Annotated in this window: 25 protein-coding genes and 1 pseudogene; 11 read left to right on the top strand and 15 right to left on the bottom strand. The window is 61.0% G+C overall.

What is annotated here, in order from left to right:
* Positions 1 to 14 precede the first annotated feature (14 nt).
* Both JF539_RS07395 and JF539_RS07390 read left to right on the top strand, forming a co-directional pair.
* Positions 15 to 758, top strand: coding sequence for a GntR family transcriptional regulator (locus JF539_RS07395; RefSeq protein WP_207139669.1), 744 nt, complete (start codon positions 15 to 17; stop codon positions 756 to 758).
* Positions 759 to 821: 63 nt separating this feature from the next.
* Positions 822 to 1,805: a bile acid:sodium symporter family protein gene (locus tag JF539_RS07390; RefSeq protein WP_207139668.1), complete on the top strand. Its 984-nt coding sequence runs from the start codon at positions 822 to 824 to the stop codon at positions 1,803 to 1,805.
* 62 nt (positions 1,806 to 1,867) lie between these two features.
* Here JF539_RS07390 and JF539_RS07385 read toward each other — a convergent pair whose 3' ends face one another.
* From JF539_RS07385 to JF539_RS07375, 3 genes are read right to left on the bottom strand one after another with little or no spacing between them, the layout of a single operon-like run.
* Positions 1,868 to 2,932: a TRAP transporter substrate-binding protein gene (locus JF539_RS07385; RefSeq protein ID WP_207139667.1), complete on the bottom strand. Its 1,065-nt coding sequence runs from the start codon at positions 2,930 to 2,932 to the stop codon at positions 1,868 to 1,870.
* A 23-nt stretch (positions 2,933 to 2,955) separates the two neighbouring features.
* Positions 2,956 to 4,512, bottom strand: coding sequence for a TRAP transporter large permease (locus JF539_RS07380; RefSeq protein WP_207139666.1), 1,557 nt, complete (start codon positions 4,510 to 4,512; stop codon positions 2,956 to 2,958).
* Positions 4,509 to 4,982, bottom strand: coding sequence for a TRAP transporter small permease subunit (locus JF539_RS07375; RefSeq protein WP_209017035.1), 474 nt, complete (start codon positions 4,980 to 4,982; stop codon positions 4,509 to 4,511). The genes JF539_RS07380 and JF539_RS07375 overlap by 4 nt, the downstream gene beginning before the upstream one ends.
* A 34-nt stretch (positions 4,983 to 5,016) precedes the next feature.
* On the opposite strand from JF539_RS07375, the gene JF539_RS07370 reads away from it, so the two are divergent.
* Together JF539_RS07370 and JF539_RS07365 are read left to right on the top strand one after the other, a co-directional pair.
* The gene (locus JF539_RS07370) at positions 5,017 to 5,400 is read left to right on the top strand and encodes a hypothetical protein (RefSeq protein ID WP_207139665.1); all 384 of its coding nucleotides are present in this window, start codon (positions 5,017 to 5,019) and stop codon (positions 5,398 to 5,400) included.
* Positions 5,401 to 5,471: 71 nt separating this feature from the next.
* The gene (locus JF539_RS07365) at positions 5,472 to 6,014 is read left to right on the top strand and encodes a peroxiredoxin (protein WP_207139664.1); all 543 of its coding nucleotides are present in this window, start codon (positions 5,472 to 5,474) and stop codon (positions 6,012 to 6,014) included.
* 93 nt (positions 6,015 to 6,107) lie between these two features.
* Here JF539_RS07365 and cydX read toward each other — a convergent pair whose 3' ends face one another.
* The 7 genes from cydX to JF539_RS07330 form a co-directional block, all read right to left on the bottom strand.
* Entirely contained in the window at positions 6,108 to 6,227 is a 120-nt protein-coding gene (gene cydX / locus JF539_RS07360) for a cytochrome bd-I oxidase subunit CydX (protein WP_207139663.1), read from the bottom strand.
* Between the two features lie 12 nt (positions 6,228 to 6,239).
* On the bottom strand, positions 6,240 to 7,397 hold the full coding sequence (cydB, locus tag JF539_RS07355; RefSeq protein ID WP_207139662.1) for a cytochrome d ubiquinol oxidase subunit II: 1,158 nt from the start codon (positions 7,395 to 7,397) through the stop codon (positions 6,240 to 6,242).
* A 5-nt stretch (positions 7,398 to 7,402) separates the two neighbouring features.
* Complete coding sequence (locus JF539_RS07350; protein WP_207139661.1) at positions 7,403 to 9,007, bottom strand: cytochrome ubiquinol oxidase subunit I; 1,605 nt, start codon at positions 9,005 to 9,007, stop codon at positions 7,403 to 7,405.
* A 263-nt stretch (positions 9,008 to 9,270) separates the two neighbouring features.
* Positions 9,271 to 9,636 carry a hypothetical protein gene (locus JF539_RS07345; protein WP_207139660.1) on the bottom strand — a complete coding sequence of 122 codons (366 nt, stop codon included), beginning with the start codon at positions 9,634 to 9,636 and terminating at the stop codon, positions 9,271 to 9,273.
* Between the two features lie 26 nt (positions 9,637 to 9,662).
* Positions 9,663 to 11,312 (bottom strand): thiol reductant ABC exporter subunit CydC, encoded by a 1,650-nt coding sequence (gene cydC / locus JF539_RS07340; RefSeq protein ID WP_207139659.1) that lies wholly within the window; start codon positions 11,310 to 11,312, stop codon positions 9,663 to 9,665.
* Entirely contained in the window at positions 11,309 to 13,093 is a 1,785-nt protein-coding gene (gene cydD, locus JF539_RS07335) for a thiol reductant ABC exporter subunit CydD (protein WP_207139658.1), read from the bottom strand. The genes cydC and cydD overlap by 4 nt, the downstream gene beginning before the upstream one ends.
* 177 nt (positions 13,094 to 13,270) lie before the next feature.
* On the bottom strand, positions 13,271 to 14,770 hold the full coding sequence (locus tag JF539_RS07330; protein WP_207139657.1) for a CoA-acylating methylmalonate-semialdehyde dehydrogenase: 1,500 nt from the start codon (positions 14,768 to 14,770) through the stop codon (positions 13,271 to 13,273).
* 321 nt (positions 14,771 to 15,091) lie between these two features.
* Between JF539_RS07330 and JF539_RS07325 the strand changes: the two genes are divergently transcribed.
* The gene (locus tag JF539_RS07325) at positions 15,092 to 15,973 is read left to right on the top strand and encodes a LysR family transcriptional regulator (protein WP_207139656.1); all 882 of its coding nucleotides are present in this window, start codon (positions 15,092 to 15,094) and stop codon (positions 15,971 to 15,973) included.
* Positions 15,974 to 15,989: 16 nt separating this feature from the next.
* On the opposite strand, the gene JF539_RS07320 is transcribed toward JF539_RS07325, so the two are convergent.
* Positions 15,990 to 16,595, bottom strand: coding sequence for a thiamine phosphate synthase (locus tag JF539_RS07320; protein WP_207139655.1), 606 nt, complete (start codon positions 16,593 to 16,595; stop codon positions 15,990 to 15,992).
* 16 nt (positions 16,596 to 16,611) lie between these two features.
* Positions 16,612 to 17,166 (bottom strand): DNA topology modulation protein FlaR, encoded by a 555-nt coding sequence (locus JF539_RS07315; RefSeq protein WP_207139654.1) that lies wholly within the window; start codon positions 17,164 to 17,166, stop codon positions 16,612 to 16,614.
* A gap of 145 nt (positions 17,167 to 17,311) precedes the next feature.
* On the opposite strand from JF539_RS07315, the gene JF539_RS07310 reads away from it, so the two are divergent.
* The 3 genes from JF539_RS07310 (at position 17,312) to JF539_RS07300 (ending at position 20,023) form a co-directional block, all read left to right on the top strand.
* Complete coding sequence (locus tag JF539_RS07310) at positions 17,312 to 18,247, top strand: pirin family protein (RefSeq protein WP_207139653.1); 936 nt, start codon at positions 17,312 to 17,314, stop codon at positions 18,245 to 18,247.
* Positions 18,248 to 18,420: 173 nt separating this feature from the next.
* Positions 18,421 to 19,128: a class II aldolase/adducin family protein gene (locus tag JF539_RS07305; RefSeq protein WP_207139652.1), complete on the top strand. Its 708-nt coding sequence runs from the start codon at positions 18,421 to 18,423 to the stop codon at positions 19,126 to 19,128.
* A gap of 1 nt (position 19,129) precedes the next feature.
* The gene (locus JF539_RS07300) at positions 19,130 to 20,023 is read left to right on the top strand and encodes an ROK family protein (RefSeq protein WP_207139651.1); all 894 of its coding nucleotides are present in this window, start codon (positions 19,130 to 19,132) and stop codon (positions 20,021 to 20,023) included.
* Positions 20,024 to 20,032: 9 nt separating this feature from the next.
* On the opposite strand, the gene JF539_RS07295 is transcribed toward JF539_RS07300, so the two are convergent.
* On the bottom strand, positions 20,033 to 21,013 hold the full coding sequence (locus JF539_RS07295; protein ID WP_207139650.1) for a DMT family transporter: 981 nt from the start codon (positions 21,011 to 21,013) through the stop codon (positions 20,033 to 20,035).
* A 243-nt stretch (positions 21,014 to 21,256) separates the two neighbouring features.
* On the opposite strand from JF539_RS07295, the gene JF539_RS07290 reads away from it, so the two are divergent.
* The 3 genes and pseudogenes from JF539_RS07290 to JF539_RS28100 all read left to right on the top strand — a co-directional run.
* The gene (locus JF539_RS07290; protein WP_209017203.1) at positions 21,257 to 21,763 is read left to right on the top strand and encodes a MarR family winged helix-turn-helix transcriptional regulator; all 507 of its coding nucleotides are present in this window, start codon (positions 21,257 to 21,259) and stop codon (positions 21,761 to 21,763) included.
* 152 nt (positions 21,764 to 21,915) lie between these two features.
* Positions 21,916 to 22,680 (top strand): FKBP-type peptidyl-prolyl cis-trans isomerase, encoded by a 765-nt coding sequence (locus JF539_RS07285; RefSeq protein WP_207139648.1) that lies wholly within the window; start codon positions 21,916 to 21,918, stop codon positions 22,678 to 22,680.
* A gap of 814 nt (positions 22,681 to 23,494) precedes the next feature.
* Positions 23,495 to 23,695 (top strand): annotated as a pseudogene (locus tag JF539_RS28100) (SH3 domain-containing protein); the annotation flags it as partial.
* A 42-nt stretch (positions 23,696 to 23,737) separates the two neighbouring features.
* Here the strand turns inward: JF539_RS28100 and JF539_RS27620 are convergent.
* Positions 23,738 to 24,235, bottom strand: a complete 498-nt coding sequence (locus tag JF539_RS27620; RefSeq protein WP_236042353.1) for a hypothetical protein — start codon at positions 24,233 to 24,235, stop codon at positions 23,738 to 23,740.
* Between the two features lie 266 nt (positions 24,236 to 24,501).
* A complete protein-coding gene (locus JF539_RS07275; RefSeq protein WP_207139646.1) occupies positions 24,502 to 25,923 on the bottom strand; it encodes an 8-oxoguanine deaminase in 1,422 nt (473 codons plus the stop codon).
* Between the last annotated feature and the right edge of the window lie 16 nt (positions 25,924 to 25,939).

Raw genomic sequence — 25,939 nt, 5'->3', positions numbered from 1 at the left:
GGGGGACCAGAGCGATGACGACGGAAACGAAGAACAAACGGGCAATCCACAGCGAGCTGATCGCGGAGCAGATCGAGAAGGAAATCGTCGACGGAATATTGTGCGCCGGCGCGAAACTCGACGAGGCCGCGATTGCCGCGCGTTTCGGCGTTTCCCGGACGCCGGTGCGCGAAGCCTTCATGATTCTCGTGTCGCGCGCGCTTGCCGAACGTGTGCCTTACAAGGGGGTGATCGTGTGCAATCTCTCCTTCGAGCGGATTGAAGGCATGTTCGAAGCAATGAGCGAAATCGACGGCCTGTGCGGCCGTCTTGCCGCGGGACGGATGACGGCGGGCGAGCAGGCTGTGCTGCAAGATCTGCATCTCTCCATGGCGGCCCTCGCCAAAGCAGGCCACTTTGAAGCCTATCAGAGCGCGAACTGGGAGCTCCACGACCTGATTCACCAGGGCACGCACAACAGCGACCTGATCGAGATCGCCCGCGGTATGGGCGTCAAGCTGGCGCCCTTCCGCCGCGCCCAGCTCCTCAATCGCGAGCGCGTCGAACAATCGCACGAGGAACACGAAGAGATCGTCCAGGCCCTGATTGAACGAAACTCCGTCACCGCCGAGCGTCTGCTGCGCATGCATCTGCTCAGCTCCGCCCGCAGCTATCTGACCGCATTCGCGGCCCGGTCCAAGACCGCAGCAACCGGGAGCGACGCGTTCGAGGGACGGCGGCGCGCGCGCGGACGGAACAGAAAACTGGGCGCCAATTGATACGATGGCGCGTTCCCCTCACCTTCGAAACCGCTCCGGGCCCGAAAACAAAGGCAGACATCCATGACGCTTCCCAAGGTCGACAAGTTCGTCATTGCCCTGGCGAGCGTCGTGGCGCTGGCGGTACTGTGGCCCGAGCCCGGTCGCACGGGCGGTCCGCTGCAGTGGCAGTATGTGACCACTTACGGCATTTGCGGGGTCTTCTTCCTCTACGGCCTGACCTTGGCGCCCGAACGCATGATGCGTGGCATGACCCGCTGGAAGGCGCATCTGGCAATCGCGCTGACAACCTTCGCGCTTTTTCCGGTCATTGTGCTTGCCGGCGAGAGGCTTTTTCCCAATCTGCTGCCGGAAGCCGCCGATATCGGTTTCTTCTACATCGCCGCCCTGCCCTCGACCGTGTCGTCGTCCGTGGCCATGGTGTCGCTCGCGCGCGGCGATATTCCCGTCGCCATCTTCAACGCGACGCTCTCCAGTCTGCTCGCTGTCGTTTTAACTCCGGCGTTGATGGCCTGGTACATGCAGTCGAGCGGCGTGACGGTGCCGCTTGGGCCCACCGTACTGAAAGTGATGTTGCTCGTCGTATTGCCAATCGTCCTCGGTCAAATAGCGAGGCGCTGGCTGTCCGTCTGGGCGGAGCGCAACATCAAGGCAATCAAGATCGCCGACCGGGCGATCATTCTGGCAATTGTCTACGGTGCATTCTCCGACTCGGTCTCCGAGGGCGTCTGGCAAAGCCATGACGTCTTTCTCGTTGTGGAGATCGCCATCCTCGCGATTGCCCTGTTCGCGATCGTCTATCTCATCGTCGCTCTGGCATTGAAGATTACGCGGATGCCTCGGGAAGAACGGATCGCGGTCCTGTTCTGCGGTTCGAAGAAGTCGCTTGCGACCGGAATCCCGCTGGCGCCGATCATCTTTTCGGGACGCGGCGATGTCGGGCTTATCATTCTCCCGATCATGCTGTTTCACTTCTTCCAGCTGCTCATCGTCAGCTTCCTGGCGACCGAGTACCAGAAACAGGCGGAAGGCGAAGCCGCCGCCTGAGAGAAGCGCAAGCGGCCGGCTCAAAAGCATCCCGCCGGCGGTCGCCGGCGGGACCGTTGCTGTCAGACCCGTTGAGTGTAGGTCGCCGCCTTCATCAAAACGGCATAGTCCTTTGCCAGTTCGAGGAAGGCATCGTAGCTCTTCTGAACTTCGGCGAAGGCCGGGTTGGCTTCGGCGTTCTCGGCCATGACCTCTGCCACGGCCTTCTTGAGCGCCACCTGAACGTCTTCCGGAAAGGCCGCGAAGGTCACACCATCCGATTTCAGTTTCTGCATCGCGACCGCATTGAAATAGTCGAACTGAGAGGTGGTCTCGACCGATGCGGCTTCCGCTGCGTTGGCGATGATAGCCTGAAGATGGGCCGGAAGACTGTCGTAGGCTTCCTTGTTGACGACGATCTCAAGAGCGGCCGACGGCTCGTGGAATGCCGGCACATAACAGTATTTGGCGACCTTCTGCAGACCGAAGGCCTGATCCAGCATCGGCCCGACCCATTCGGCGGCATCGATCGCCCCCGACTGGAACGCCGGAAAGATTTCCGGAGGCGGCAACAGAACCGCGTTGACGCCAAGCTTGCGCATCGCCTCGCCGCCGAGACCGGCAATCCGCATATTCAAGCCAGCCAGACCATCCAGGTTTTCGACCGGTTTCTTGAACCAGCCCGCGGCCTGGACGCCCGAACTTCCGGAATAAAACGGCTTCAAGCCGCGCTCTTCGTAGATCTTGTCCCAAAGGTCCTGCCCGCCGCCGTAGCGCAGCCATGCGGTCGTTTCGACGGAGGCCATGCCGAACGGAACGGCCGAGAAAAAGTGCAGAGCGGAATTTTTCGACGCGGCGTAGTAGGGCGTCGAGTGTCCGATCTCCGCGGTGCCCTGCTCAACTGCCTCTTCGACACCAAACGGCGGCACGAGTTCACCGCTGGAAAAGACCTTGAACGTCAGTTGACCGTCGGACATCGCGGCCACCCGATCGGCGAAGGTCGTCACATTGGTTCCGACACCAGGGGCTTTTGCGGGAAAGGAGGTGGGCAGCTTCCATTCAATCTTGCCCTGCGCCACGGCCGGTGCGGCCAGCAGGCTTGCGGGCGCGGCAGCAGCACCCACCTTCAGAAAATCGCGTCTTTTCATTTTAATCCTCGCCTAGTGGGGTTCTAAAACAATGTCCCGGGCAGCCAGGTCGCCAGAGCCGGGAACAGGGCGACAAGCGCCAGCGCCAATACCTGGATCGCGACGAATGGAATGACCGAAACGTAGATCTCCGTGGTTCTGATATCCGCAGGCGCGACAGAGCGGAAGTAGAATAGCGCGAAACCGAAAGGAGGCGTCAAAAAGGACGTCTGCAGATTAAGCGCGATAAGGACGGCGAACCAGACGGGGCTGATGTCGGATTGCAGAATGATCGGACCGACAATCGGCACGACGATGAAAATGATCTCGACGAACTCCAGGATGAACCCGAGCAGGAAGATCACGAGCATCGTCAGGATCAGCATTCCGTAAGCGCCCCCCGGCAGCGACCGGAGAAGTTCGGCGACATGCTCGTCGCCGTTGAAACCGCGAAAAACCAGCGAAAGGATACCGGCTGCGATCACGATGCCGAAAATCATCCCCGTGATCGTCACGGTTTCCTTGAGAGCGGGAAGAAGAACGCCCGAGCGGAGCAGCGTTGAAGCGCTGGCAAGGAGCAAGGCCAGCGCGGCTGCGGTCAACGCCACAGAGAGCAGCGTCATGCCAGTCCAGTAGATCCGCCCCCCGGAGAAATCAACACCGAAAAGACCGGACTGGCGGAGGATCAGAAGACCTGCCATCAACACCGTGCATATCATCGCGGTTCGCGCCATCGGCCCTCCCTGCCCGCCCGCGGCAATGAGAATGGCGCCGGCGACACCAACCCCGGCCGCCTCGGTCGGCGTGGCGATACCGACAAGAATACTGCCGAGGACCGCGACGATCAGCCCCAGTGTCGGAGCGATGTTTTTCAGAAGGTCCAGCGCCGTGACACGGTCTTCCTGCGACTGCGGCCGGTCTTCACCGGGCGCGGAGCGCAGACGAACCAGCACATAGACCGCGTAGAGCGCCACAAGCAGCAGACCGGGAAACAACGCACCGGCGAACAGGTCTCCGACGGTGACCGGATCCGGGGCGAAATTGCCCGCTTCCTGCTGCGCCTCGAAATAGGCGTTGGAGACCTGGTCGCCCAGCAGAATGAGAACGATGGACGGCGGAATGATCTGGCCGAGCGTCCCGCTGGCACAGATCAGGCCGCTGCTCATCTTCCGGTCGACCCCGGCCGACAGAAGCGCCGGAAGCGTGATCGTGCCGAGCATGACGATGGTCGCGCCGATAATGCCCGTCGAGGCCGCAATCAGCGCGCTGACGAGCACCACGGATAATGCAAGCGCCGACCGCTGGCCGCCCAGAACGGCGGTCAGGCTTTTCAGCATGAGTTCCGCCTGCCTGGACTTTTCCAAAAGAAGGCCCATCAGCACGAAAAGAGGCACCGCCAGCAGCAGCGGATTGGTCATGACCCCGAACACCCGCTGCGGTACGGCCTGGAAAAAAACGAGATCGAAATCGCCAAAGCACGCGGCCAGAAGCGCGATAAGCGTAGGCGCTCCGGCAATGGCCAGGAGCACCGGAACGCCGGTCAGAATGCAGGCGAAGACGGCAAGCGCCATCAGGACAAGCCACAGGATATCGGCGCTCATGAGTACGCCCGCCGGAAGAAATCGACGAGCCGCTTGACCGTGAGGACAACCACCAGCAGGGGCAGCAGAACCAGACAGGTCTTGACGAGAAACAGGCCCGGCAAGCCGCCGGTTTCGGGAGACCCTTCCAGGATCGCCCAGGAACTGCGCACGAGGGGTATCGCCGTCCAGAGCATCAGCGCGAAAACGGGTAGCGCCAGCGCCAGATTGCCGAACCAGTCGATCCAGCGGTTGGTCCGGTCCCGCCAGTTCTGGCGAAAGACATCGACGCGAACATGTTTGTCGGCCTCGAAGGAAACGGCGACGGACAAGGCGACGAGCGCCGCGAAGGCGTAATTGACCGCATCCTGAATTTCCAGAAAGCCGATGCCGAGCAGATAGCGCATCAGGACCATGACCAGCTGACCGAAGAAGACGATCGCGGCAAAGCCCATGCAGAGCCAACGCACGGCGCGAAACAGATTTCCCATCGAAATTTCACATTTGCCCGTTTGAGATCCCGGCGTGTCCGTAGCGCCGTGGGAAGCCAACGCACGCCGGACGCCCTTAATGGGCAAAATGCGGCCTGCTTACAAGTCCGCGCCGGCCAAATTCGTTAACATTTTTGCTCCAGGGGCGGGCTCCATCCCGATGCTCGAGCAAGCCGCCCGCACAAAAACCGCATCGCAACATAAAAACCCGGCAAACCGAATTATCGATATTGCCATGTCAACGCCAGTCGAAAGAGCCTCGAATTTTTCCTATATTTTTTATACCCTTAGAAAATTCCTCTTGTTCAAAAGGGGTTTTTCCGGGTTTTCAAAGCGCCTGCCCTCTTGCCGCATCGCACCATTTTCGATACCGATGAAGCTGAAATGTCGTTTAGATATCGCCTCAGGCGGGTCCTAACCTCCCGGGACCATGGCCACACCTCCCAAGACAACCGGCGTGTCTCGCATTTGAAAACCAGGAGATAAGCAATGCTCGGAAAAAAAGTTCCGTTTGTTACCTTCCGCACCCGTGTGCGTGACGAAAGCATCGAAGGCCCGAACCCGTTCCGCTGGGAAGACATGACCAGCGACGATTACTTCAAGGGCAAGAAGGTTGTCCTGTTTTCCCTGCCCGGCGCCTTCACCCCGACCTGCTCCACTTTCCAGCTGCCGGACTTTGAAAAACTGTCCGACGAATTCAAGGCCGAAGGGGTCGATGAGATCTATTGCATTTCCGTCAACGACGCCTTTGTCATGAACGCATGGGCCAAGGCTCAGAATGTCGACAAGGTCAAGGTCATTCCGGACGGGTCCGGCGAGTTCACCCGCAAGATGGGCATGCTCGTCTGCAAGGACAATCTGGGTTTCGGCATGCGGTCCTGGCGTTACGGCGCAGTCGTGAACGACGGCGTGGTTGAACAGTGGTTCGAGGAAGAAGGCTTTTCGGACAACTGCGAGACCGACCCCTATGGCGTTTCCTCGCCGCAAAACATCCTGGAAAAGCTGCGCGAGTCGAAAACCGCAGCCGCCTGAGTATCGCCGGGAGACCTTTCTCCCCGGGGCTTCCAGCCAACAGAAAAACCCCGGATCACGCGTCCGGGGTTTTTCTTTGAGATCAAAAACGGATCAGCTTCCGCCGTCCTGCTGCCTGCGCTCGTCGTCCGAACGCATCTCAAGCCACATGGCGTTCAAGATGGCCAGACAACAGGCCAGGGGCATTCCGAGGATCCAGGCAAAATACCACATCGCTCTCTCTCCTCAGTAGGCCGTGTGATTGTCTTTTTCGATGGTTTCCTCATCCACCTTGCCCCAAAGCACTTTGTAGACCCAGGCCGTGTAGGCAAGGATCAAAGGCAGGAAGATGATTGTCGCCACCAGCATGTTGAACAGGGTCCGGTGGCTGGACGAGGCATCCCAGACCGTCAGGCTCGCGTCCGGTTGCGCGGTGGACGGCAAGATGAAGGGAAACATCGAAACACCCACCGTCGAGATAATGCCGAAGACCGCCATCTTGGAGAACGCGAAGACCAGCGCGTCCATCCGGCTTTGCAACAGCACCAGCGCGCCCAGAAGCCCGATGAAACCAAGCGCCGGCGCAAGCCAGAGAACCGGATGCACCGAATAGTTCCGCATCCAGGCTGTGCCTTCGACGACGGCCTGTTTGGCCAGGGGATCGGCGGGCATGTCCGGAGTGATGGCGGAGGTAATCCGGAACCCTTCGACATAACCGCTCGCGACCAGATAACCGCCCAGAGCGAACAGCGCGATTGCAAGGATCGCTGCGATTGACCCGAACCGACGCGCCCTGACGACGACGTCCCCGCGAGCGCGCATGCTCAGCCAGGCGGAGCCGTGCACGACCAGCATGGAAACCGACAGCAGTCCGCACAGTAGCGAGAATGGGGAGAACAGACCGAAGAAGGACCCCTCGTAGGTCATGCGCAGATCGCTGTCGAGCGTGAAAGGCACGCCGAGCAACACATTGCCGACCGCCACGCCGAAGACGAGCGCCGGCACGAAGGACCCGACGAACAACGCCCAGTCCCATGCCGTCCGCCAGGCGGGGTCCGGTCGCTTGGAGCGGTATTTGAAGGCCACGGGCCGCAGGATCATGGCGGCAAGCACCACGAACATGGCAAGGTAAAAGCCCGAGAAACTGATCGCGTAGAGCGGCGGCCAGGCGGCGAAAATCGCGCCGCCACCCAGAATGAACCAGACCTGGTTGCCTTCCCAGGTCGGGCCGATGGTGTTGATGACGACGCGCCGCTCGATATCGGTCTCCGCGACGAAGGGCAGCAACGCGCCGACCCCCATGTCGAAGCCGTCGGTGGCCGCGAAACCGATCAGAAGCACACCAAGCAGCAGCCACCAGATCATCTTCAGCGTGCCGTAGTCGATTAATTCATGCAGGATCATCGCTGTTACTCCGCTGGCATCGTCATTGCGCCGGGAACCGTGCGCGCCGCGGCGAGCGGTGGCACCTCTTCCGCCTCGCCGTCGTCCGGACCGATCTTGATGTATTTGATCATCAGGGTGATCTCGACCACCAGAAGAGTGCTGTAGAGCGCGACAAATCCCGCCAGGGTCAGCAATACTTCCGTCACGGTGAGGCTCGATACAGCCGCGCTTGTCGGCAGCATGCTCTCGATGATCCATGGCTGCCGTCCGTATTCGGCGACAAACCAGCCCATTTCGCACGCGAGCCAGGGCAAGGGTATCGACCAGACGGCGATATGCAGAAGCCAGCGACGCTTTTGCCGCAGGACATCGAGCTGACCCGACGAGGAATAATAAAAGAACACCGTGGTCATCAGGATGAAGAAGAACCCGCAGGCAACCATGATCCGGAAGGCATAAAACATCGGCAAGACTTCCGGCACGGTGGACCATGCGGCCGCGTCGATCTGCTCTTCCGTCGCCTCCTTCGGAGTGTCGGTATAGGGCAAAAGCAGATAGCCGTAGCCGAGGGAGTCGGCGTTCTGACGGAAGGTTTCGCGCACGTCCTCACCGACGGCTTCGGGATTGGCCCGGATTTTCTGCAACGCGTCCCAGGCAACCGCCCCCTGCCGTATACGGTCTTTCGAATGCTCGACCAGTTCCTTGATGCCCGGAATGACCGTGTCGAGCGACCGGGTCGCGATCAGTCCCATGACGTAGGGCACCTCGATCGCAAAAACGTTTTCCCGTTTCGCCATGTCCGGCAAGGCGATCAGATTGAAGGACGCCGGCGCAGGCTCCGTGTCCCACATGGCCTCGATGGTCGCGAGTTTCATTTTCTGGTTCAGATTGGCCTCATAGCCGCTCTCGTCCCCAAGCACGACGACGGAGAGAGCCGAAGCGAAGCCGAAAGCGGAGGCAATCGCCATGGACCGTTTGGCAATCTGCAGATGCCGCCCCTGCAGCATGTACCAGGCGGAAATCCCCAGCATGAACATGGCGGCGGTGACATAACCGGCGGAGACCGTGTGAACGAACTTGGCCTGCGCCACCGGGTTGAACAGAACATCGAAGAAGCTCGAAACTTCCATGCGCATGGTGTCCGGATTGAAAACCGCGCCGACGGGATGCTGCATCCAGCCATTGGCGATCAGGATCCAGAGCGCGGAGAAGTTCGTTCCTATGGCGACCATCCAGGTGGCGGCCAGATGGCCACGGCGGGAAAGCTTGTCCCAACCGAAAAAGAACAGTCCGACAAAGGTTGCTTCCAGGAAGAACGCCATCAGGCCTTCGATCGCAAGAGGCGCGCCGAAGACATCGCCGACATACTGGCTGAAATAGGCCCAGTTCATGCCGAACTGGAACTCCATGGTCAGTCCGGTCGCGACACCCAGCACGAAGTTGATCCCGAACAGCGTGCCCCAGAACTTGACCATGCGCTTCCAGATCTCGCGACCGGTCATCACGTAGACCGTTTCCATTGTCGCGAGAAGTATAGAAAGCCCGAGCGTCAAAGGCACGAACAGGAAGTGATAGAGCGCTGTCATGGCAAATTGCAGCCGCGACAGGTCAACGATGTCCAGTTCCATCCTCTTTCCCCTTTTCAAGCCGGACGAGGCTTGAGTACTGAGCCGGCTTACAGGAGACCGGCGAAAACATCAGTCCGCAATCACTTGGCAGCCTACACGATTGTTATTAAGGGACTTTTAAGCCAACGAGCTTGTCGGCTCATGAGCTTGGGAAGCGTATCCAACCGTCAAGGATGGTGACGGAAGCTCCGCGCCGGGTCAATCACACAGATCGCGGCCGGACGGTCCAAGACCACGCCCCCGGCTGCCGGCACGAGGTTTCTTCAAAGGCCGGGCTTAACGCGCGTTTCGGGAAATCTTTCAAGGAGTTCGGCATATCTCCGCTCGGCGGCTTCGCCATCTCCGAAAAACAACCCCACAGCCATCCGGTAATAAGCCCACAGGTAAATAAATAGAGGCACCATCAGAAATACCGACGGAATAAAAAATAGTATAAGCGCAAAACCTAAATCTACTTGGGCTAACAACAAAAAAATTATTGAAAACGGAATACAGATCACAAACCACCAAACAAGAATCCACGCGCCAATAAAGAGCATTGCTATCAGTGGAAATCGAATCGCAGGCTTCAACGACCACATTTCGTGGCGTGCATGCAGCTCTCTAAGCCAGAAAAACAACCTTTTCATTTATTGTCGCGACGGCGCCCGCTTCGTCAACCTTTGGCCATCATGATAATGCGGTTTGCTACTTCAAGTTCAAGCTTTTTATGAGCGATCATCAGGACCGCCTTATCGCCCTTGTGCTGAAAAAAGCGGGACAAGACGTCCGAAGAAGTCCGGGCATCGAGACCTTCCGTCATCTCATCCAGAATAAAAAGCGCCGGCCGGGTCAGAAAGGCACGCGCGAGTGCCAGGCGGCGCTGCTCGCCCCCCGACAAGCCGAGACCGCCTTCGCCCAACACGGTTTGCAGACCGTCCGGGCTCCTGGAGATCCGCTCCGACAGGGCTGCATGTTCCAGCGCGGTCCAAAGCGCGTCATCGGTCGCCCGGGGATCGGCCAGACGCAGATTTTCCGCTACGGTCTCGTTGAAGAGATATGGACGCTGGCTGAGAACCGTCACGGACCGGCGAAACCTGTCCTCGTCAATGTCCTGGATGTCGGTCCCGTTTAAAAGGATGCGTCCGTCTTGCGGCCGGCGCAGGCGGGAACACAAGGCTGCAACCGTGCTCTTGCCGCACCCGCTGCGTCCGGCAATCGCCACCACCTCGCCCGGACCGACCTCAAATCCGAGGCCTTCGAGCACAGTGCGCTCGGCGCCCGGATAGCGGAAGGACACGTTTTCGACGATCAGGACGGAAGCGTTCTGCGGGTTCACGTCCGCGGTTTCCGGCACCTCCGGGCGCGCGCCGTTTTCCGACTGAATTCCATCGGTGCGCCGCGCAGCCAGCGCCGTGCGCGGCAGTTTCGCCAGGCCGGGCAGCGCCATGGCCACAAGCTCAGGCAGCGCGATCACCACCAGGACCAGCCCCACTCCAAGCGCCGGCGAGAGATGTCCGGACGCCGCCCCCCAAACCACGACGGCGAGCGACGCGGCCAGAAACAATTGCCCGATCGCCGTGGAGATGCCGGCCAGCCGGGTCGCGCGCAGATCCTCGGCCTCTTCGGCCTTTGTCAGGCGCTCACCGGCCGCCAGGATCGCCTGTGCGGCTTCCTCCAACCCGCCGTAAACCGCGAGATCCCGCCGTCCGGCGGCAAGGTCGGCGGCCCGCAGGCGCATGGCGTCGGAGGCTGCGTCGGCGCGCCGGGCGGTCTTTCTGTCTGACCGGGCATAGGCTGTCCAGGCCAGTGCCGCCCAGGCCGCGAAAAAGATCAATCCGGTCAGGAACATCGCCGCGGAGACCGAAGCCCAAACCGCAAGCAGGCAAAGCGCTGCGACGCCGGCCACCACGATCGGTACGGCGAGACGCAGATAGACCGTATCCAGTGCCGTGACATCGCGTGTCAGACGGTTGAGAACGGTGCCGGAGCGCTGGCCGTAGGTTCCCCGGGTCGCGAAGGCACCGAACAGGCGGTTCCGCAAATCGGCGAGAAAGCGGAAGGTGGCGTCATGGGTCAGGACCCGTTCGCCATAGCGCCCGGCGGTTCTTGCGATCGCCAGGCCCCGAATGATCGCGCTTGGCATGAAGATATTGAGAAAAACGCCGGTCAGCCCGGCGACGGCGGCCGCGGTGATGAACCAGCCGGACACGCCGAGCAGGAGAATACCGGCGGCGGCAGGCAGCAGGGCCATGCCGATCCCGAGCCAGAAATGAAGCCGGTCGTAACGATGCTGAGCCGAAATAACGCGCCAGACCGCTCTCATATGGCCGCCTCCAGCGGAAGTTCGGATGCACGCGCATTCAGATCGACGCGCCGGCCCGGCATCGCCAGCACCTCCGGATCGTGCGTTGCAATAACGGCCGTGCGTCCCGCCGCAAGCGTCTTGAGTCCCTCGATGACATCGCGTGCGGTTTCGTCGTCCAGCCCTGCCGTCGGTTCGTCGGCAAGGAAAAGCACCGCGTCCTGCCGCAAGGCCGCGCGGGCCAGGGCAACACGGCGGATTTCCCCGACAGACAGGCCGAATCCTTCCTCCCCGAGAAGTGTCGCAAGACCGTTGGGAAGGCGCCTGACCAACTCGTCCGCTCCGGCCAGGCGAAGTGCCGTCCAGATATCTTCGTCGGTGACCCGGCCAGGTTCCTGGGCGCCTTTCAGGAGGTTCGCCTTCAAGCTTCCGTGGAACAATCGCGGCGCCTGCCCCAGCCAGATGGCGTGACCGCGCAGCCTTTCGGAAACGGACACGGGATCCGCTCCACCGATCCGGATCGTTCCACCGTCAGGCCCGTGATAGCCAAACAGACAGTCCAGGATCGTGGTCTTGCCGCTGCCGCTCGGGCCTTCGAGCAAGATGGTTTCCCCGGCCTCGATGGACAGGTCGAAGTCTTTCAGCACCTCGTGTCCGCCAAGGGACAGGCTGACTGTGTCGAACCGGATGGCGGGAGGCGATGCCAGAGGCGCCTCGGCCTGCGTGCCGGCAGGCGCATCGGTGCGGTCGATCCGGATTTCCTCAAACAGCACCCCCAGCTTTTCCTGCGCCGCCAGACCGGCTGCCCGGTCGTGATAAGCTGCGGCGTAGGCTCTCAGGGGCGCGAAGAACTCCGGCGCCAGCAACAAAATGAACAGGCCGGTGGAATAACCAAGCGGTGGTCCCCAGGTTCCGGTGTTGATCTCTCCCAGCAGCGAGAAGCCGACAAACACGGCGCAAAAGGCAACGCCAAGCGCCGAGAAAAGCTCCAGCACCGTGGAGGACAAAAACGCGATCTTCAAAACGCGCATTGTCCCGATCCGGAAGGTCTCGCCCGCCCGTTCGATATCGTCCTTCGACCGATTCAGCGCTCCGAACAGGGTCAGGGTTTCAAGTCCCTTGATGCGGTCCATCAGGATCCCGCTCAGGCGTGTCAGTTCTTCCTGCTGCCGGGCGCTCGCGGATTTCGCCCGCATGCCGATCAGGGCCATGAAAAGCGGTATCACGGGGCCGCAGATCAGCAGGATCAGCGCCGCCAGCCAGCTGAACCAAAGCGTTGCAAGCACGATCCCGATGGGCACCAGCTTCAAACGCATCATCTGGGGCACGAAATTGCGGAAATAAGGTCCAAGCAGATCAATCTGCTCGGTAACATGGGCCGCGAAGGCGCCGGAGGATGGAAAGCTCGCCGCCGGAGATCGGCTGGTGGCCGCCGACAGCAGCTCCGTTCTTGCCCGGACCTGGATCGCGGATGCGGTTCTGCGGGCCAGATTCGCCGCGCGAAACTGCAGGCCCACGCGGAGTGCCGCCAACAGGGCAATCCCGAGGACCGCAAGCGCAACCGGTCCGAAGAAAAGGCTAGTGGGTGTCGCATCGTCCTGCGGAGCGTAGATCGCCGCAAGCAGTGTCCCGAGCGCAACGGCGATCAGTCCGGCCTGCGGAATCCACAAGAGGTCGGCAACAGCAAGCAGCCTCCCCGAGCGGCGAAGCGCGCTGTTTTCCGCGTCAAGCGGCCGACCAATTTCCCCAGTTTTGCCCGCGTCCCCTTTACGGGCGCTTTTTGAGCAGTCGCCTTGTTGCATCGGAGTGTGATGTCACGGTGTCCTCAGGAATTCAAGTAGGGGATTGCCGCAGTCAGGTCTTCAAGGGAAACGGTTGTGAGACCGGCCCGCGTCTCGCGCGGCATCACGTTTGCGCTCCAAAACGCAAAAAAGGCGGCGCCGAAGCACCGCCCTTTTCCGGATTGCAAGGTCCTCAGATCACTTCATGGTCGGGATCGAGAACTCGGCGCCGTCCTTCACGCCCGACGGCCAGCGGGAGGTTACGGTCTTCGTGCGGGTGTAGAACTTGAACCCGTCCGGACCGTGCTGGTTCAGATCGCCGAAACCGGATTTCTTCCAGCCGCCGAAGGTGTGATAGGCGAGCGGCACCGGGATCGGCACGTTGATGCCGACCATGCCGATGTTGATGCGCGACGCAAAGTCGCGTGCCGTATCGCCGTCGCGAGTGAAGATCGCGGTGCCATTGCCGTATTCGTGGCTCAGCGGCAGCTCGAGGGCTTCCTCGTAGGTCTGTGCGCGAACGACCGACAAGACGGGTCCGAAGATCTCGGTCTTGTAGATTTCCATGTCCCTGGTGACATTATCGAACAGGCAGCCCCCCATGAAGAAGCCGTTTTCGTAGCCCTGCATGGAGAAGTCCCGGCCGTCCACGACGAGCTTCGCGCCTTCCTTGACACCCTGGTCGACAAGACCTTTCACACGGGCAAGCGCTTCCTTGGTGACCAGCGGGCCGAAGTCGACGTCGTCACCGGCGGTGTACGGTCCGATCTTCAGCGCCTCGACCTTCGGCGTCAGCTTCTCGATCAGTGCGTTCGCAGTCGCCTCTCCCACCGGCACGGCCACGGAAACGGCCATGCAGCGCTCGCCGGCGGCACCGTAGCCCGCGCCGATGAGCGCGTCGGCAGCCTGATCGAGATCGGCGTCCGGCATGATGATCATGTGGTTCTTGGCACCGCCGAAGCACTGGGCCCGCTTGCCGTTCGCCGTGGCGCGCGCATAGACATATTGCGCGATCGGAGTGGAACCGACGAAGCCGACCGCCTGGATGGTGTCATGATCCAGGATCGCATCCACCGCGCTCTTGTCGCCGTTGACGACGTTCAGGACACCGGCCGGAAGACCGGCTTCCATCATCAGCTCGGCGAGCATGATTGGCACGGAGGGGTCGCGCTCGGACGGTTTCAGGATGAAGGAATTGCCGGAAGCGATCGCCGGGCAGAACTTCCACATCGGGATCATGGCCGGGAAGTTGAACGGCGTGATGCCGGCCACCACGCCCAGAGGCTGGCGCATGGAGTACATGTCGATGCCCGGGCCGGCGCCTTCGGTGAACTCACCCTTCAGCAGATGCGGCGCGCCGATGCAGAATTCAGCCACTTCGAGCCCGCGGATCACGTCGCCCTTGGCGTCCGGGAAGGTCTTGCCATGCTCGCGCGACAGCGCTTCGGCCAGCTTGTCCATGTCCCGGTTGAGCAGATCGACGAATTTCATCATGACGCGTGCGCGCCGCTGCGGGTTGGTCGCTGCCCAGCCCACCTGAGCCGCTGCGGCATTGGCGACCGCCGCGTCGATTTCTTCCTGGGACGCCAGAGCGACCTGCGCCTGAACTTCTCCCGTGGCCGGATTGAAGACATCCGAATACCGGCCGGAAGTGCCCTCTACCTGTTTGCCATCAATGAAATGACCGATTTTCTGCATCGCGCGCTTCTCCCATCTGATCCGGGTCTTCCGGCAGAATGGCCGTCCCGGTTGAATATTCCGCTTTTGTCGCTTTTATTTTTGTCACATACAAGAACCAGATTTCCGGATCTGTTGTGCATTTTTTATAGTTATGGCACATAGCAACAGCGATCTTGCAGGACACAATAGCCTCGCAAAGAGAAAAGGCTACAGCAACCGCGAGCTCCGGAGCTTAAACCGGGAGTTTTCCAGTCTTCGCACCAGGGCGGCCCGGGATCCATGCGTGGCGGTGCGGAGATCTTTTCGCGCGACATCAAATCAGGCCGGTGGGAACAGAAAATGAACTGGGACGATATCCGCGTATTCCTCGCCATTTCCCGGACGGGACAAATTCTCGCGGCCGCCAGGCGCCTCGGGCTGAACCATGCCACGGTAGCGCGCAGGCTCTCGGCGCTTGAAGACAGCCTTGGAGCCCGTCTCTTCGACCGGTCCACATCTGGCTGCGTGCTGACGGACGCCGGTAGCCGCTTCTATGAGCGGGCCGAGCGCATGGAGGCGGAAGCGGTTGCCGCCGAAGCGGACCTTGGCGGCGACACGCCCGAGATATCGGGGACCGTGCGGATCGGAGCGCCGGACGGGTTCGGCGTGGCCTATCTGGCACCGCGGCTCGGCCGGCTGACCCAGAAACACCCTGGCCTCACCCTTCAGCTCGTGCCGGTGCCACGATCGTTTTCCCTGTCCCGGCGGGAAGCGGATATCGCGGTCACAATCGACCGGCCGGAAACCGGCCGCCTCCGGGCGTCGAAGCTGGTCGATTACGCGCTCGGACTTTATGCCTCGAAATCCTACATTCGCGACCGCGGCGCACCTTCCTCTTCAAGCGATTTAAGCGCACACGACCTTATCGGCTATGTCGAGGACCTGCTTTACTCGCCTTCGCTCAATTACGGAACCGAAATCACCAAGGACTGGATCGCGCGGTTCGAAATCGCCTCCGCCCTCGGCCAGACGGAGGCGGTTCGCGGCGGTGCGGGGATCGGCATCCTGCACGATTTTATCGCGCGCGGGCAATCTGAACTGGCGCCGGTCCTGCCCGAGCTCAAACTGCGCCGGTCCTACTGGATGGTGACGCATGAAAGCTCCCGCCCCCTGCGCCATGTCGCAGCTGCCCAGGAGTTCCTGCGCGATCAGGTTGCGCGCGACAGAGCCATGTTCGGGTGACCGTTCAAAAGACCGGTCAGCGTCTCGCCTGCGTCGCGACCAGCCATGCCTGCACCCGCGCTTCCGGATCGTTGTGCCTCAGGACGTCGCCGATCACCGCGATGCTGTCCGCCCCATTTTCGTAGACCCCCGCGCTCCGTTCCAGGGTGATGCCGCCGATCGCCACGAGCGGCAGATCGCCGACCTGCCTTTTCCATCCCGCGATTTTCTCAAGCCCCTGCGGTGTCCATTTCAGATCCTTGGAGCCGGTGGGGAAAACCGGTCCGAGCGCGACATAATCGGGATCGACTGAAAGCGCCTTTTCAAGCTCGTCACCGTCGTGGGTGGAAACGCCGAGCTGCATTCCGGCCTTTCGGATGGCGGCGAGGTCCGCGTCCGCAAGGTCTTCCTGACCGAGGTGAACGAAGCCGCATCCTTCCGCGATAGCTTCCTGCCAATGGTCGTTAACAATCAGCCGGCAATCGTGCCGCCTGCAAATCTCCTGGGACCGGGAGATCTCACCGCAAAGGTCTTCCGGCAACCGGTCCTTGATACGTAGCTGTACCAGCCTGACTCCCAGTGGAACAAGGCGCTCAACCCAGGCGGAGCTGTCGACGAGCGGATAGAACGGATCGAGTTTCATTGAGATTGCCGGACTGTCAGAGGAACTTCCCGCTTTTTCCGACAGCGACGCCTTCTCCGTCAAGACCGGACAGGAACGCTCGCACGTCCCCCAACGTACGGAAGCGATGACAGGTCAGATGCCGCGGCGGCGCCTGGAATACTGCTTCCAGTTTCGACCTGGACGTCTTCCTCGTGCGCCAGATGAACCGGAGAAATTCGACCGTTTGCCGATTGAACCGCTCCGGACATCCCTCGGGAAGATCCGGGCGGGTCCTGCCATGGAATTTGACTGTCCGTCTCAACACCCGGAGCGTCCGGCGCATGACCGGAACATCCAGCCAGATGAAGGTATCGGCCCGCGCAATCCGTTCGGAATAGGTACTGGAATGTCCACCTTCGAAGATCCAGCGCTCCTGGACATGGACCTCGTGGGTCAACCGGTCCTTTTCCTCCCGGGATCGCTCGACCCAGCCCGGCCGGTAATGGATCCTGTCCATGTGAAAGACGGGTAGCCCCGTCTTCTCACCGAGCGCAACGGCCAGCATGCTTTTGCCCGAGCCGGGTCCACCGGCAATCATGACGCGTTTCATGGGACACCTGGAAGGTCATGGGAGGGCCAGTGGTTATATACGTTCCGCGTAAGATGGAAAGGCAGAAACAGACTGTTCAATAGACACCCTGGACGCTGCCGCCCTATCTATCCGCCAGACGCCCACGCGAACATAGGAGAGGCCGATGAGCTGGCTGAATTGTCCCGATCCCATTCCCGGTGACAGCGTAAGCAGTGATCCGATCGAAACGATCATCATGCCGCGCACATCGGACCTCGGCGGGTTCTCCGTGCGCCGCGCCTTGCCGTCCGCGCGCCGTCGCATGGTCGGCCCGTTCATCTTTTTCGATCAGATGGGGCCGGCGGAGCTTCTGGTCGGCGGCGGCATCGACGTGCGGCCGCATCCCCATATCGGTCTCGCCACCGTTACCTATCTGTTTGAGGGTGAAATGTATCACCGCGACAGTCTCGGAACGGAAATCGCCATATCGCCCGGCGCCCTGAACTGGATGAGCGCCGGCAAGGGGATTGTCCATTCGGAACGCGAGCGCCCGGAGCGTCTTGCGGAAAACCGGCCTCTCTTCGGATTGCAAAGTTGGGTCGCCCTGCCGAAGCATCTGGAGGAAGGTGAACCGACTTTTCAGCATCACGGCGCCGGAGAACAGCCGGAATTCGCCGACCGGGGCGCATCGGTCAAACTGATCGCCGGAGCGCTTTACGGACAAAGGGCTCCGGTCGAAACCGCATCGGAGATGTTTTACGCCGACATCCGCCTGGACCCCGGCGCTAAGGTGCCGCTCGATGCCGGCTGGGAGGAACGCGGGCTCTACACGATCTCCGGACAGGTCACGATTGCCGGTCAGAGCTTCGATCCGGCGCAATTGCTCGTCTTCAAGCCGGGCGATCACGTGGTGATTGAAAACGCGACTCCCATTCCCGCCCGTTTCGTCGTTCTGGGCGGCGAGCCGATGGACGGCAGGCGCTATATCTGGTGGAACTTCGTGTCCTCGTCGAAGGAGCGGATCGAACAGGCCAAGGAAGACTGGCGCCAGGGCCGTTTCGACACCGTTCCCGGCGACGCAGAGGAATTCATCCCCCTGCCCGACCGATCGGGGCCATAGCCAAACGGGTTGAGGCGCACCGCTCCAAAACCCGTGATCCGATCTGAAACTGCAGGTTTTTTTGTTTCGCCTCCTTGAAAACAGCATCCGAAGCCTGCCATCTTGAGGAAGGCGCAAGTCTTTGAATAAAGTCCGCGCCGTCCTCTCTTTCCGCCGAAGCGCCGCGACCCGCCATGACCTCTTTTCCAGACGACACCGCCGACCTGCGTCTCGAAATCATCGAGACCGCCCGGGCCCTGCCCCGCCTCGGCCTGACCAAGGGAACCTCCGGCAATATCAGCGCCCGAACCAAAACCGGGTTTCTGGTGACCCCTTCGGGAACACCTTACGAGGACCTGAGCGTAGACAAGATCGTCGCCATGGATCTGGAAGGCTGCTACCGTGGCGATGTGCTGCCCTCGTCCGAATGGCGCATGCATCTCGATTTTTATCGCGCGAAACCGTCCTGCGGCGCGGTGGTTCATTGCCACAGCCCGCGCGCGACCGCCCTCTCCTGCCACCGCAAGGGCATTCCGGCCTTCCACTACATGGTTGCGCTTGCCGGCGGCGACAGGATCGAGTGTTCCGACTATGCGCGTTTCGGGACCCGGGCACTCTCTGTCGCCATGATCGCCGCGCTCGGTGACCGCAATGCCTGCCTGCTCGCCAATCACGGCCAGGTTGCCGGAGGTCCGAATCTCAGTAAAGCTCTGTCGGTCGCTGAAGGAGTGGAGGATCTGGCGGACCAGTATCTCTCCGCCCTTACCCTCGGCGAACCGATTCATTTGAGCACCAAGGAAATGATCGCCATTTTGAAAAAATTCAAAAGCTACGGCAAACAGACGGACGAGCTGGAGCCCGGCCAGGAAGCCGCTTTCGAATTGCCGACCCGGGTAGGCTGAAATGCGGTTGGGGATCGACTGGGGCGGCACCAAGATCGAGATCGTCGCGCTGTCCGGCGATGGCCATGAGCTGTTCCGGAAACGGGTCGACACGCCGCGCGACGATTACCAGGGCTGTCTCGACGCGGTGAAGCACCTGGTTCAGGCGGCAGAAGAGGCAACGCATGCGACCGGCACGCTCGGTCTTGGCATACCGGGTTCCCTGTCGCCGAAAACGGGCCTCGTGAAGAACGCCAACTCCACATGGATGAACGGCAAACCGCTCGACAAGGATCTCGAAGAGGTACTTGGGCGGCCGGTACGCATTCAAAACGATGCGAATTGCCTGGCCGTCTCGGAAGCAACCGACGGCGCGGGCGCCGGCGCGCATGTGGTCCATGCCATCATTGTCGGAACGGGCAGCGGCTCGGGGATCGCCATCGACGGCAAGGCACATCTCGGCGCCAACGGTATCGGCGGCGAATGGGGAGCCATCACCGTTCCCTGGCTCAAGCCAGACGAATTTCCGGGCCCCGACAGCTGGATCGGGCACAAGGGCGTCATCGACAGATGGTGTTCGGGCACCGGCTTCCAGCTCGACTACAAGGACAGAACCGGGACCCTTCTGAAGGGGCACGAGATCATGGACCTGAAACGGGCCGGAGATCCAGTCGCCGTCAGAGTCTATGAGGACTACGTCAGCCGGCTCGCCCGCGCGCTGGCCATGTCGGCCAATCTCCTGGATCCGGATGTCTTCGTCCTCGGCGGCGGCATGTCGAATATCGACGAGCTCTACCAGGACCTTCCACCGGTCATGCTGCCCTATATTTTTTCCGATACATTCGACACGCCCATCCGCAAGGCCATGCATGGCGACAGTTCCGGTGTTCGCGGTGCGGCATGGCTCTGGGAATAGGGTCCGCACTCAAAGCCGCCGCCGTCCGAGCGTGACGAGGACAATGCCGGCGCCGACCGCCAGAACGGCCATAAGTTGCCCCAGGCCCGGCACTTCGGAAAACACCAGATACCCAAGCCCCAGTCCGGTGACCGCGGCCACCGACCCGATCTGGCTCAAGTAGACGGGTCCGGCGGTTTTCTGCAGCCGGAAATAGAGGCCATATTGCAGGGTGAAGACCACTATTTGCGCAGCCAGCAGGCCGACGGCTTCCCGGTTCCAGACCAGCGGCCTCTCGGGAATCCCCATAAGGCCGTTAAAGACGGCAAGTCCCAGGAAACCGACAAGCATCATCCCCAGAGCGAGATCGACCGGCCTCGCGTTCTCCGGCCATTGTACGGTCCGATAGATGTTGCCCACCGCCAGAAACACGGGGATCGCCATCGCGATCAACGACCAGAGGGAGGCCTCGCCGGAGAGCTTCGCGCCGGACAGCGCCAGCAAGAGGCCGCCCGCAAGTCCGAACACCACCCCTGCCGCCCTGACAATCTGAAACCGCTCCAACCTCAAAAAAACGGCGAAGCCGTACGTCAGGACAAGCGGAAAGGCGTAACTCAGCGCGACAAAGCCCGCACCGACCTTTGACGCCGCGACAACCGCGATCATGTTTGGCGCGATAAACAGCAGGCCGCTGACCGTGAGATAGAGCATCATGCGCCCTTTCCATCCCGGAGCTGACTTCCGGTCTTCCGTGTCCTTGCGCGCACCGAACATGCTTGTAACGGCGAACAGAGCGCCCGCGCCGCCGAGGACCGACCATTGCAGCAACGCAAGCGGATGCCACCCCACCGCCGGCGCGGCCTTGGCGAAAACCGTGGCAACCGCGAGAAGCCCTCCGACGACCATCAGCAATACGAATGGGTTTTCTAAAAGCTTCGCGGCATCCGATCCGAGCGAACGATCGTTCTCTCGCTTGAAGATGGCTAACGGATTGAATTCGGTCCTGGGCATAACTGTCACCGGTCGGTTCGTGGTTCCGCTGCAAGCGGCGTTTCGTAACAGATAGCCATTTTTATCTTTATATCAAGATTCTTTTTTTCAAGTTTCTTGATTATCTTGACAAATGCCGTTCCGATGGGGACAGTCCGGTCTGCATCGGAGCCACCGTGAACGAGACCCGCCGAGATGACCGAGCCCAAAGACACCGGACAGCCACCCGTCAGACATCTCTTCGGAGATCCCGAGGAATTGCTCATGGACAGGGCCGAGCGGGCCAGAAAGCAATGGCAACAGGAAGTTCCGCAGGTCGCGCAACGGCTCACCCCCATGGTGCTCATTGGACGCCTGAACGAAGCCGCCCAGATTCTCGGTAGAGATTTTCTCGCTCCGGCCTACGCCGAAATCGGCCTGAAGAGCGGTGAGTTCGACGTACTTGCGACCCTCGTACGCTCCGGCCCGCCCTACAAGCTCACTCCAACCGAGCTCTACCGGACAACCATGATGAGTTCCGGCGGAATGACCGCGCGGCTGGACAAGCTCGAGAAGGCCGGGCTCGTTGAACGCTCTCCCCATCCGGAAGACCGGCGGGCCCTCAGTGTCTGCCTGACGCCCAAGGGGCGCGAGCTGATCAAGAGCATGATCCCAGGCTACGTCGAAACCCAGCACCGGGCGGTGGATGGGCTGACCGAAACCGAGCAGGAGCAACTCTCCTCTCTCCTGGAAAAACTCATCCGTTCCGTGAACGAGAAAATGACCGGCTGAAGTCCGAACACCATTGCGGGATGCGTCAATTTCCCCCGATGGAATTCCAGGCGCGTCCAGTTAAAAGCCATACAAGCAACGGTGATTTGCCTCGCTTCCAACAAAAAGAGAGGCTACGCCCCGACCTGAGTTTTATCAACGGAACCGGTACTATGAAAAAGTGGCTCTCCAGCATCCTGACCGCGGCGTTTCTGGTTCTGCCGGCAACAGCCCAGGAAACCCTGCAAATCAAGGACATAGAAAAAGGCACTGGCGAAGAGGCCAATGTCGGCGAGACCGTGGTGGTGCATTACACCGGCTGGCTCATGGACGGCACGAAATTCGATTCCAGCGTTGATCGCGGCACGCCGTTTTCCTTCACGCTCGGCGAGCGCCGCGTCATCCCCGGTTGGGAAAAAGGCGTCGAAGGCATGCAGGTCGGCGGCAAGCGCGAATTGATCATTCCACCGGACATGGCTTACGGCGCTCAGGGCGCCGGCGGCGTGATCCCTCCGAACGCAACCTTGAAATTCGAGATCGAGCTTCTCGACGTCAAGGGCAAGAAGTTTTCCGACATTGGCAACGACGGTCTGAAGTCGAAACTGGCGTCCGGTGCGACGGTGATCGATATCCGCCGTCCCGAAGAATGGAAGCAGACCGGTGTCATTCCCGGCAGCCATCTGGTCACGTTCTTCGATACTCAGGGAAAGGTGAATCCGGAATTCGGCACGGAACTGCAGAAACTGATCTCCGGTCCTGCCGACGAGGTGATCTTCATTTGCCGAACGGGTAACCGCAGCAAGGTTCTGTCGGAATATCTGTCCGGGCAGGCCGGGTTCACAAATGTGGTCAATGTCGAAAAGGGCATTACCGACTGGATCGCCAAAGGCGGCGACGTGACCGAAGCAACCATGCCGGAAAGCTGCTGGCTCTGCTAGGACCGACCACACTTCACAGCCGCCCCTCTGACCGGGTCTGGAGCCTAACCGGTCATGAAGGTGCAGGGCGATACGCTATTGATTCCAGGGTGCGCGACGTCATTGAAAAGGCTCCGGACGCCACCTCTGGTGGCTTGATATGGCCCGCCCGACGGCGCTGAACAGCTTTTCCAGCCGGGAATCGAAACCACACGGACGGTCAAGACGATGCGTGCGAGACCGGCGCAAAGGAACCCGTGGCGAGCGATCGCCATGGCATTCCGCCCCCCCTTTCCGATACCCATATGTGTGCGCTTGCGGCCACCGCTCTTGCGCCTGTAGACGGTACGTGACTGGCGTCATGGTTTTGTTGCCGCCATGCGGGCGTTGAGAGCATTGGATAACTTTCCATCGGGCCAACGCAGATTTCCTTGTCGCCGGATCTTTAACGGAACCGGGCAAGCCCTCTCCTTCTGAATGCCTGCAACACCGCTCCGCCTCTCCATTGGCTTGCGGGAGTCCGTCAACGCAGAAAAAAATCGTTAAGAAGCGGACACTGCGCTCAGCCTTTTTCGGCCTGCTCCGTTAACCATCACCCCCATCTTCGTTTTACCGACCGCGGCGGAGCTGAGCGCGCAGTTGCGACCGGATGGATCGGCAATTGATACATTGGTTTTTTAGCGTTTTTCCCGGTTTCCGGTGCTGTTCTCTGGTCCGACGGCAACATTCATTCAAGTGATTCACATCACCGGCGCGGCACGCGGCAGCCGCCATATGACCAGCGGGGGCCACGAAACCTCTGCAGGCAGAGGGCCTTTTTTAATGGAGAACAATAATGAAATACTTAAAAACAATGCCAGTTGTGGCCGCGTCGTTTGTCATGATGGGCGTTGCGGCGCTGACACCGAACCAGGCGTCCGCCAAGTCGGCGGTCACAGTCAGCGGCCTGAACATGCGTGCGGGTCCCGGTACCAAGTACCCGGTTATCGGCAGTCTGCCGACCAACACCTCAGTGAACATCTATCGCTGCGCGTCCAGCTGGTGCGACGTCCGTTTTGGAAACGAGCGCGGCTGGGTTTCAGCGAACTATCTGGAAGTTGAAGAAAACGGTCGGCAAGCCGGAAGGCCAGATCGCGGAAGACCCTTCTGGAATTTCGGCAACGGCATTCGCGGCGGTGAAGACAGTCGTCCTGACGTCGCCCAGAACGGCGGTCAAAACGGTGGTCAAAACGGTGGTCAAAACGGTGGCCAGAGCGGTGAGGATGACGGCGATAATGGCGGAGGCTATGGCGGCGGTCATGGCGGCGGTCATGGCGGTGGCCACGGCGGCGGTCATGGTGGAGGCCACGGCGGCGGCCATGGCGGCGGTCACGGTGGTGGTCATGGCGGTGGCCACGGCGGCGGTCATGGTGGAGGCCACGGCGGCGGCCATGGCGGTGGCCACGGCGGCGGTCATGGTGGAGGTCACGGCGGCGGCCACGGTGGTGGTCATGGCGGTGGCCACGGCGGCGGTCATGGCGGCGGTCACGGTGGTGGCCACGGCGGTGGTCATGGCGGAGGCCACGGTGGTGGTCATGGCGGTGGCCACGGTGGCGGCTTTGGCGGCTAGGTCACTTCCAACCCCTGACGCTTTCCAGCATGAGGTCAGACAGCTCCGGTCGGCGGCGCAGGCAATTCCGCGGTGTCGCCAATACCGGCCGATCATGGACCAAACGCGACCAATGGGACCGTGTTAACGTCCCAACCCCAACGATGCCCGACGCCACCCGCGCCGGGCATCGTGCCATTCGGAAAAGAGCTTTCAGGTTATCCGGATCCGAAGAACCTGCTGCCCGGACCAGCTTAGGTCCGCAATGCCAACTCAAGGGAATAGCGGTTGTGGTCCCGGACGACGGGTTCCATATCCATCGTGGCGATCCGGCCGTCCTCCACGACCACCCTGCCCTGGATCACGGTCGTTTTCACAGTCTGCGGCGCGCAGAACACCACGGCTGCGACCGGATCATGCAATGCTCCGGCAAATTGGATCGTATTCAGATCGAGCGTGAAGAAATCCGCGCATTTTCCCACCTCCAGAGATCCGACATCGTCTCGGCCGAGCACGGACGCGCCGCCAAGCGTGGCCAGTTCCAACGCTTCGCGGGCGGTCATCCATTCTCCTGCCCGCAAGGGGTGGGAGGCCGGCAGCAAGGCATGTTTGCGCGGGCCTTCCGGTGGCTGGAGGCCGAGCTGCAAGCGCGCCAAAAGCATCGCCTGACGCACTTCCGCCAGCATGTTGGAACCGTCGTTGGAGGCCGAACCATCCACGCCCAGACCAACCTTCACTCCGCCAGCCATGTATTTCTTCACCGGTGCGATGCCTGATGCCAGACGCATGTTGGAGCACGGGCAATGCGCCGCGCCGCAGCCCGTGTCGGCAAACAGCCGGATCTCGTCATCGTCCACATGAATGGCATGGGCAAACCAGACATCCGGCCCGGTCCAGTCGAGTCCTTCCATCCACTCCACCGGACGTTTGCCGAACCGCTCGAGCGTGTAGCGTTCTTCGTCGAGCGTTTCACACAAATGGGTGTGCAGCATCACCCCCTTGTCGCGCGCCAGACGCGCGCTTTCGCGCAGGAGATCCTCGGAAACAGAAAACGGTGAACAGGGGGCAACGACGACCCGTGTCATCGCTCCGGGCGAAGCATCGTGATACCGGTCGATGACCCGCACGCTGTCCTTGAGGATCCCGTCTTCATCCTCGACACAGTCATCGGGCGGCAGACCGCCTTTGCTTTCCCCCAAAGACATGGAGCCTCGGCTGGCATGAAACCGGACACCGAGTTCACGGGCCGCCTCGATCTGATAGTCGACCTTGTTTCCACTTTGAAAAAGATAGGTATGGTCGAAGACCGTCGTACAGCCGGAGAGCGCCAGTTCCGCGAGGCCGACCAGCGTGCTGGTTCTTGACGCCTCCGGGCCGGTCCGTGCCCAGATCCGGTAATGAGCCTGCAACCAGGGAAAAAGATTGTTGTTTTGCGCCGCCGGCAGATTGCGCGTCAGCGTCTGGTTCAGGTGGTGGTGGGTGTTCACGAAGCCCGGCAGCACGATCTGTCCGGTTGCGTCGATCACCCTGTCCGCCGTCTCCGGCAACGTCCCGGACTCCCCGACCTGCCTGATAAATCCGTTTTCCGCGTAAAGCCCCCCGCCCGCGATCTCCCGGCGGTCCTCGTCCATGGTGACGAGCATGTCTGCGTTTTTCACGAGTAGAGTGTCAGGCATGGGGCAATATCCGTTT

This window comes from Roseibium aggregatum (assembly GCF_017309185.1).
Lineage (GTDB): Bacteria > Pseudomonadota > Alphaproteobacteria > Rhizobiales > Stappiaceae > Roseibium > Roseibium aggregatum_B.
This window is presented reverse-complemented; position numbering and strand designations above follow the sequence as displayed.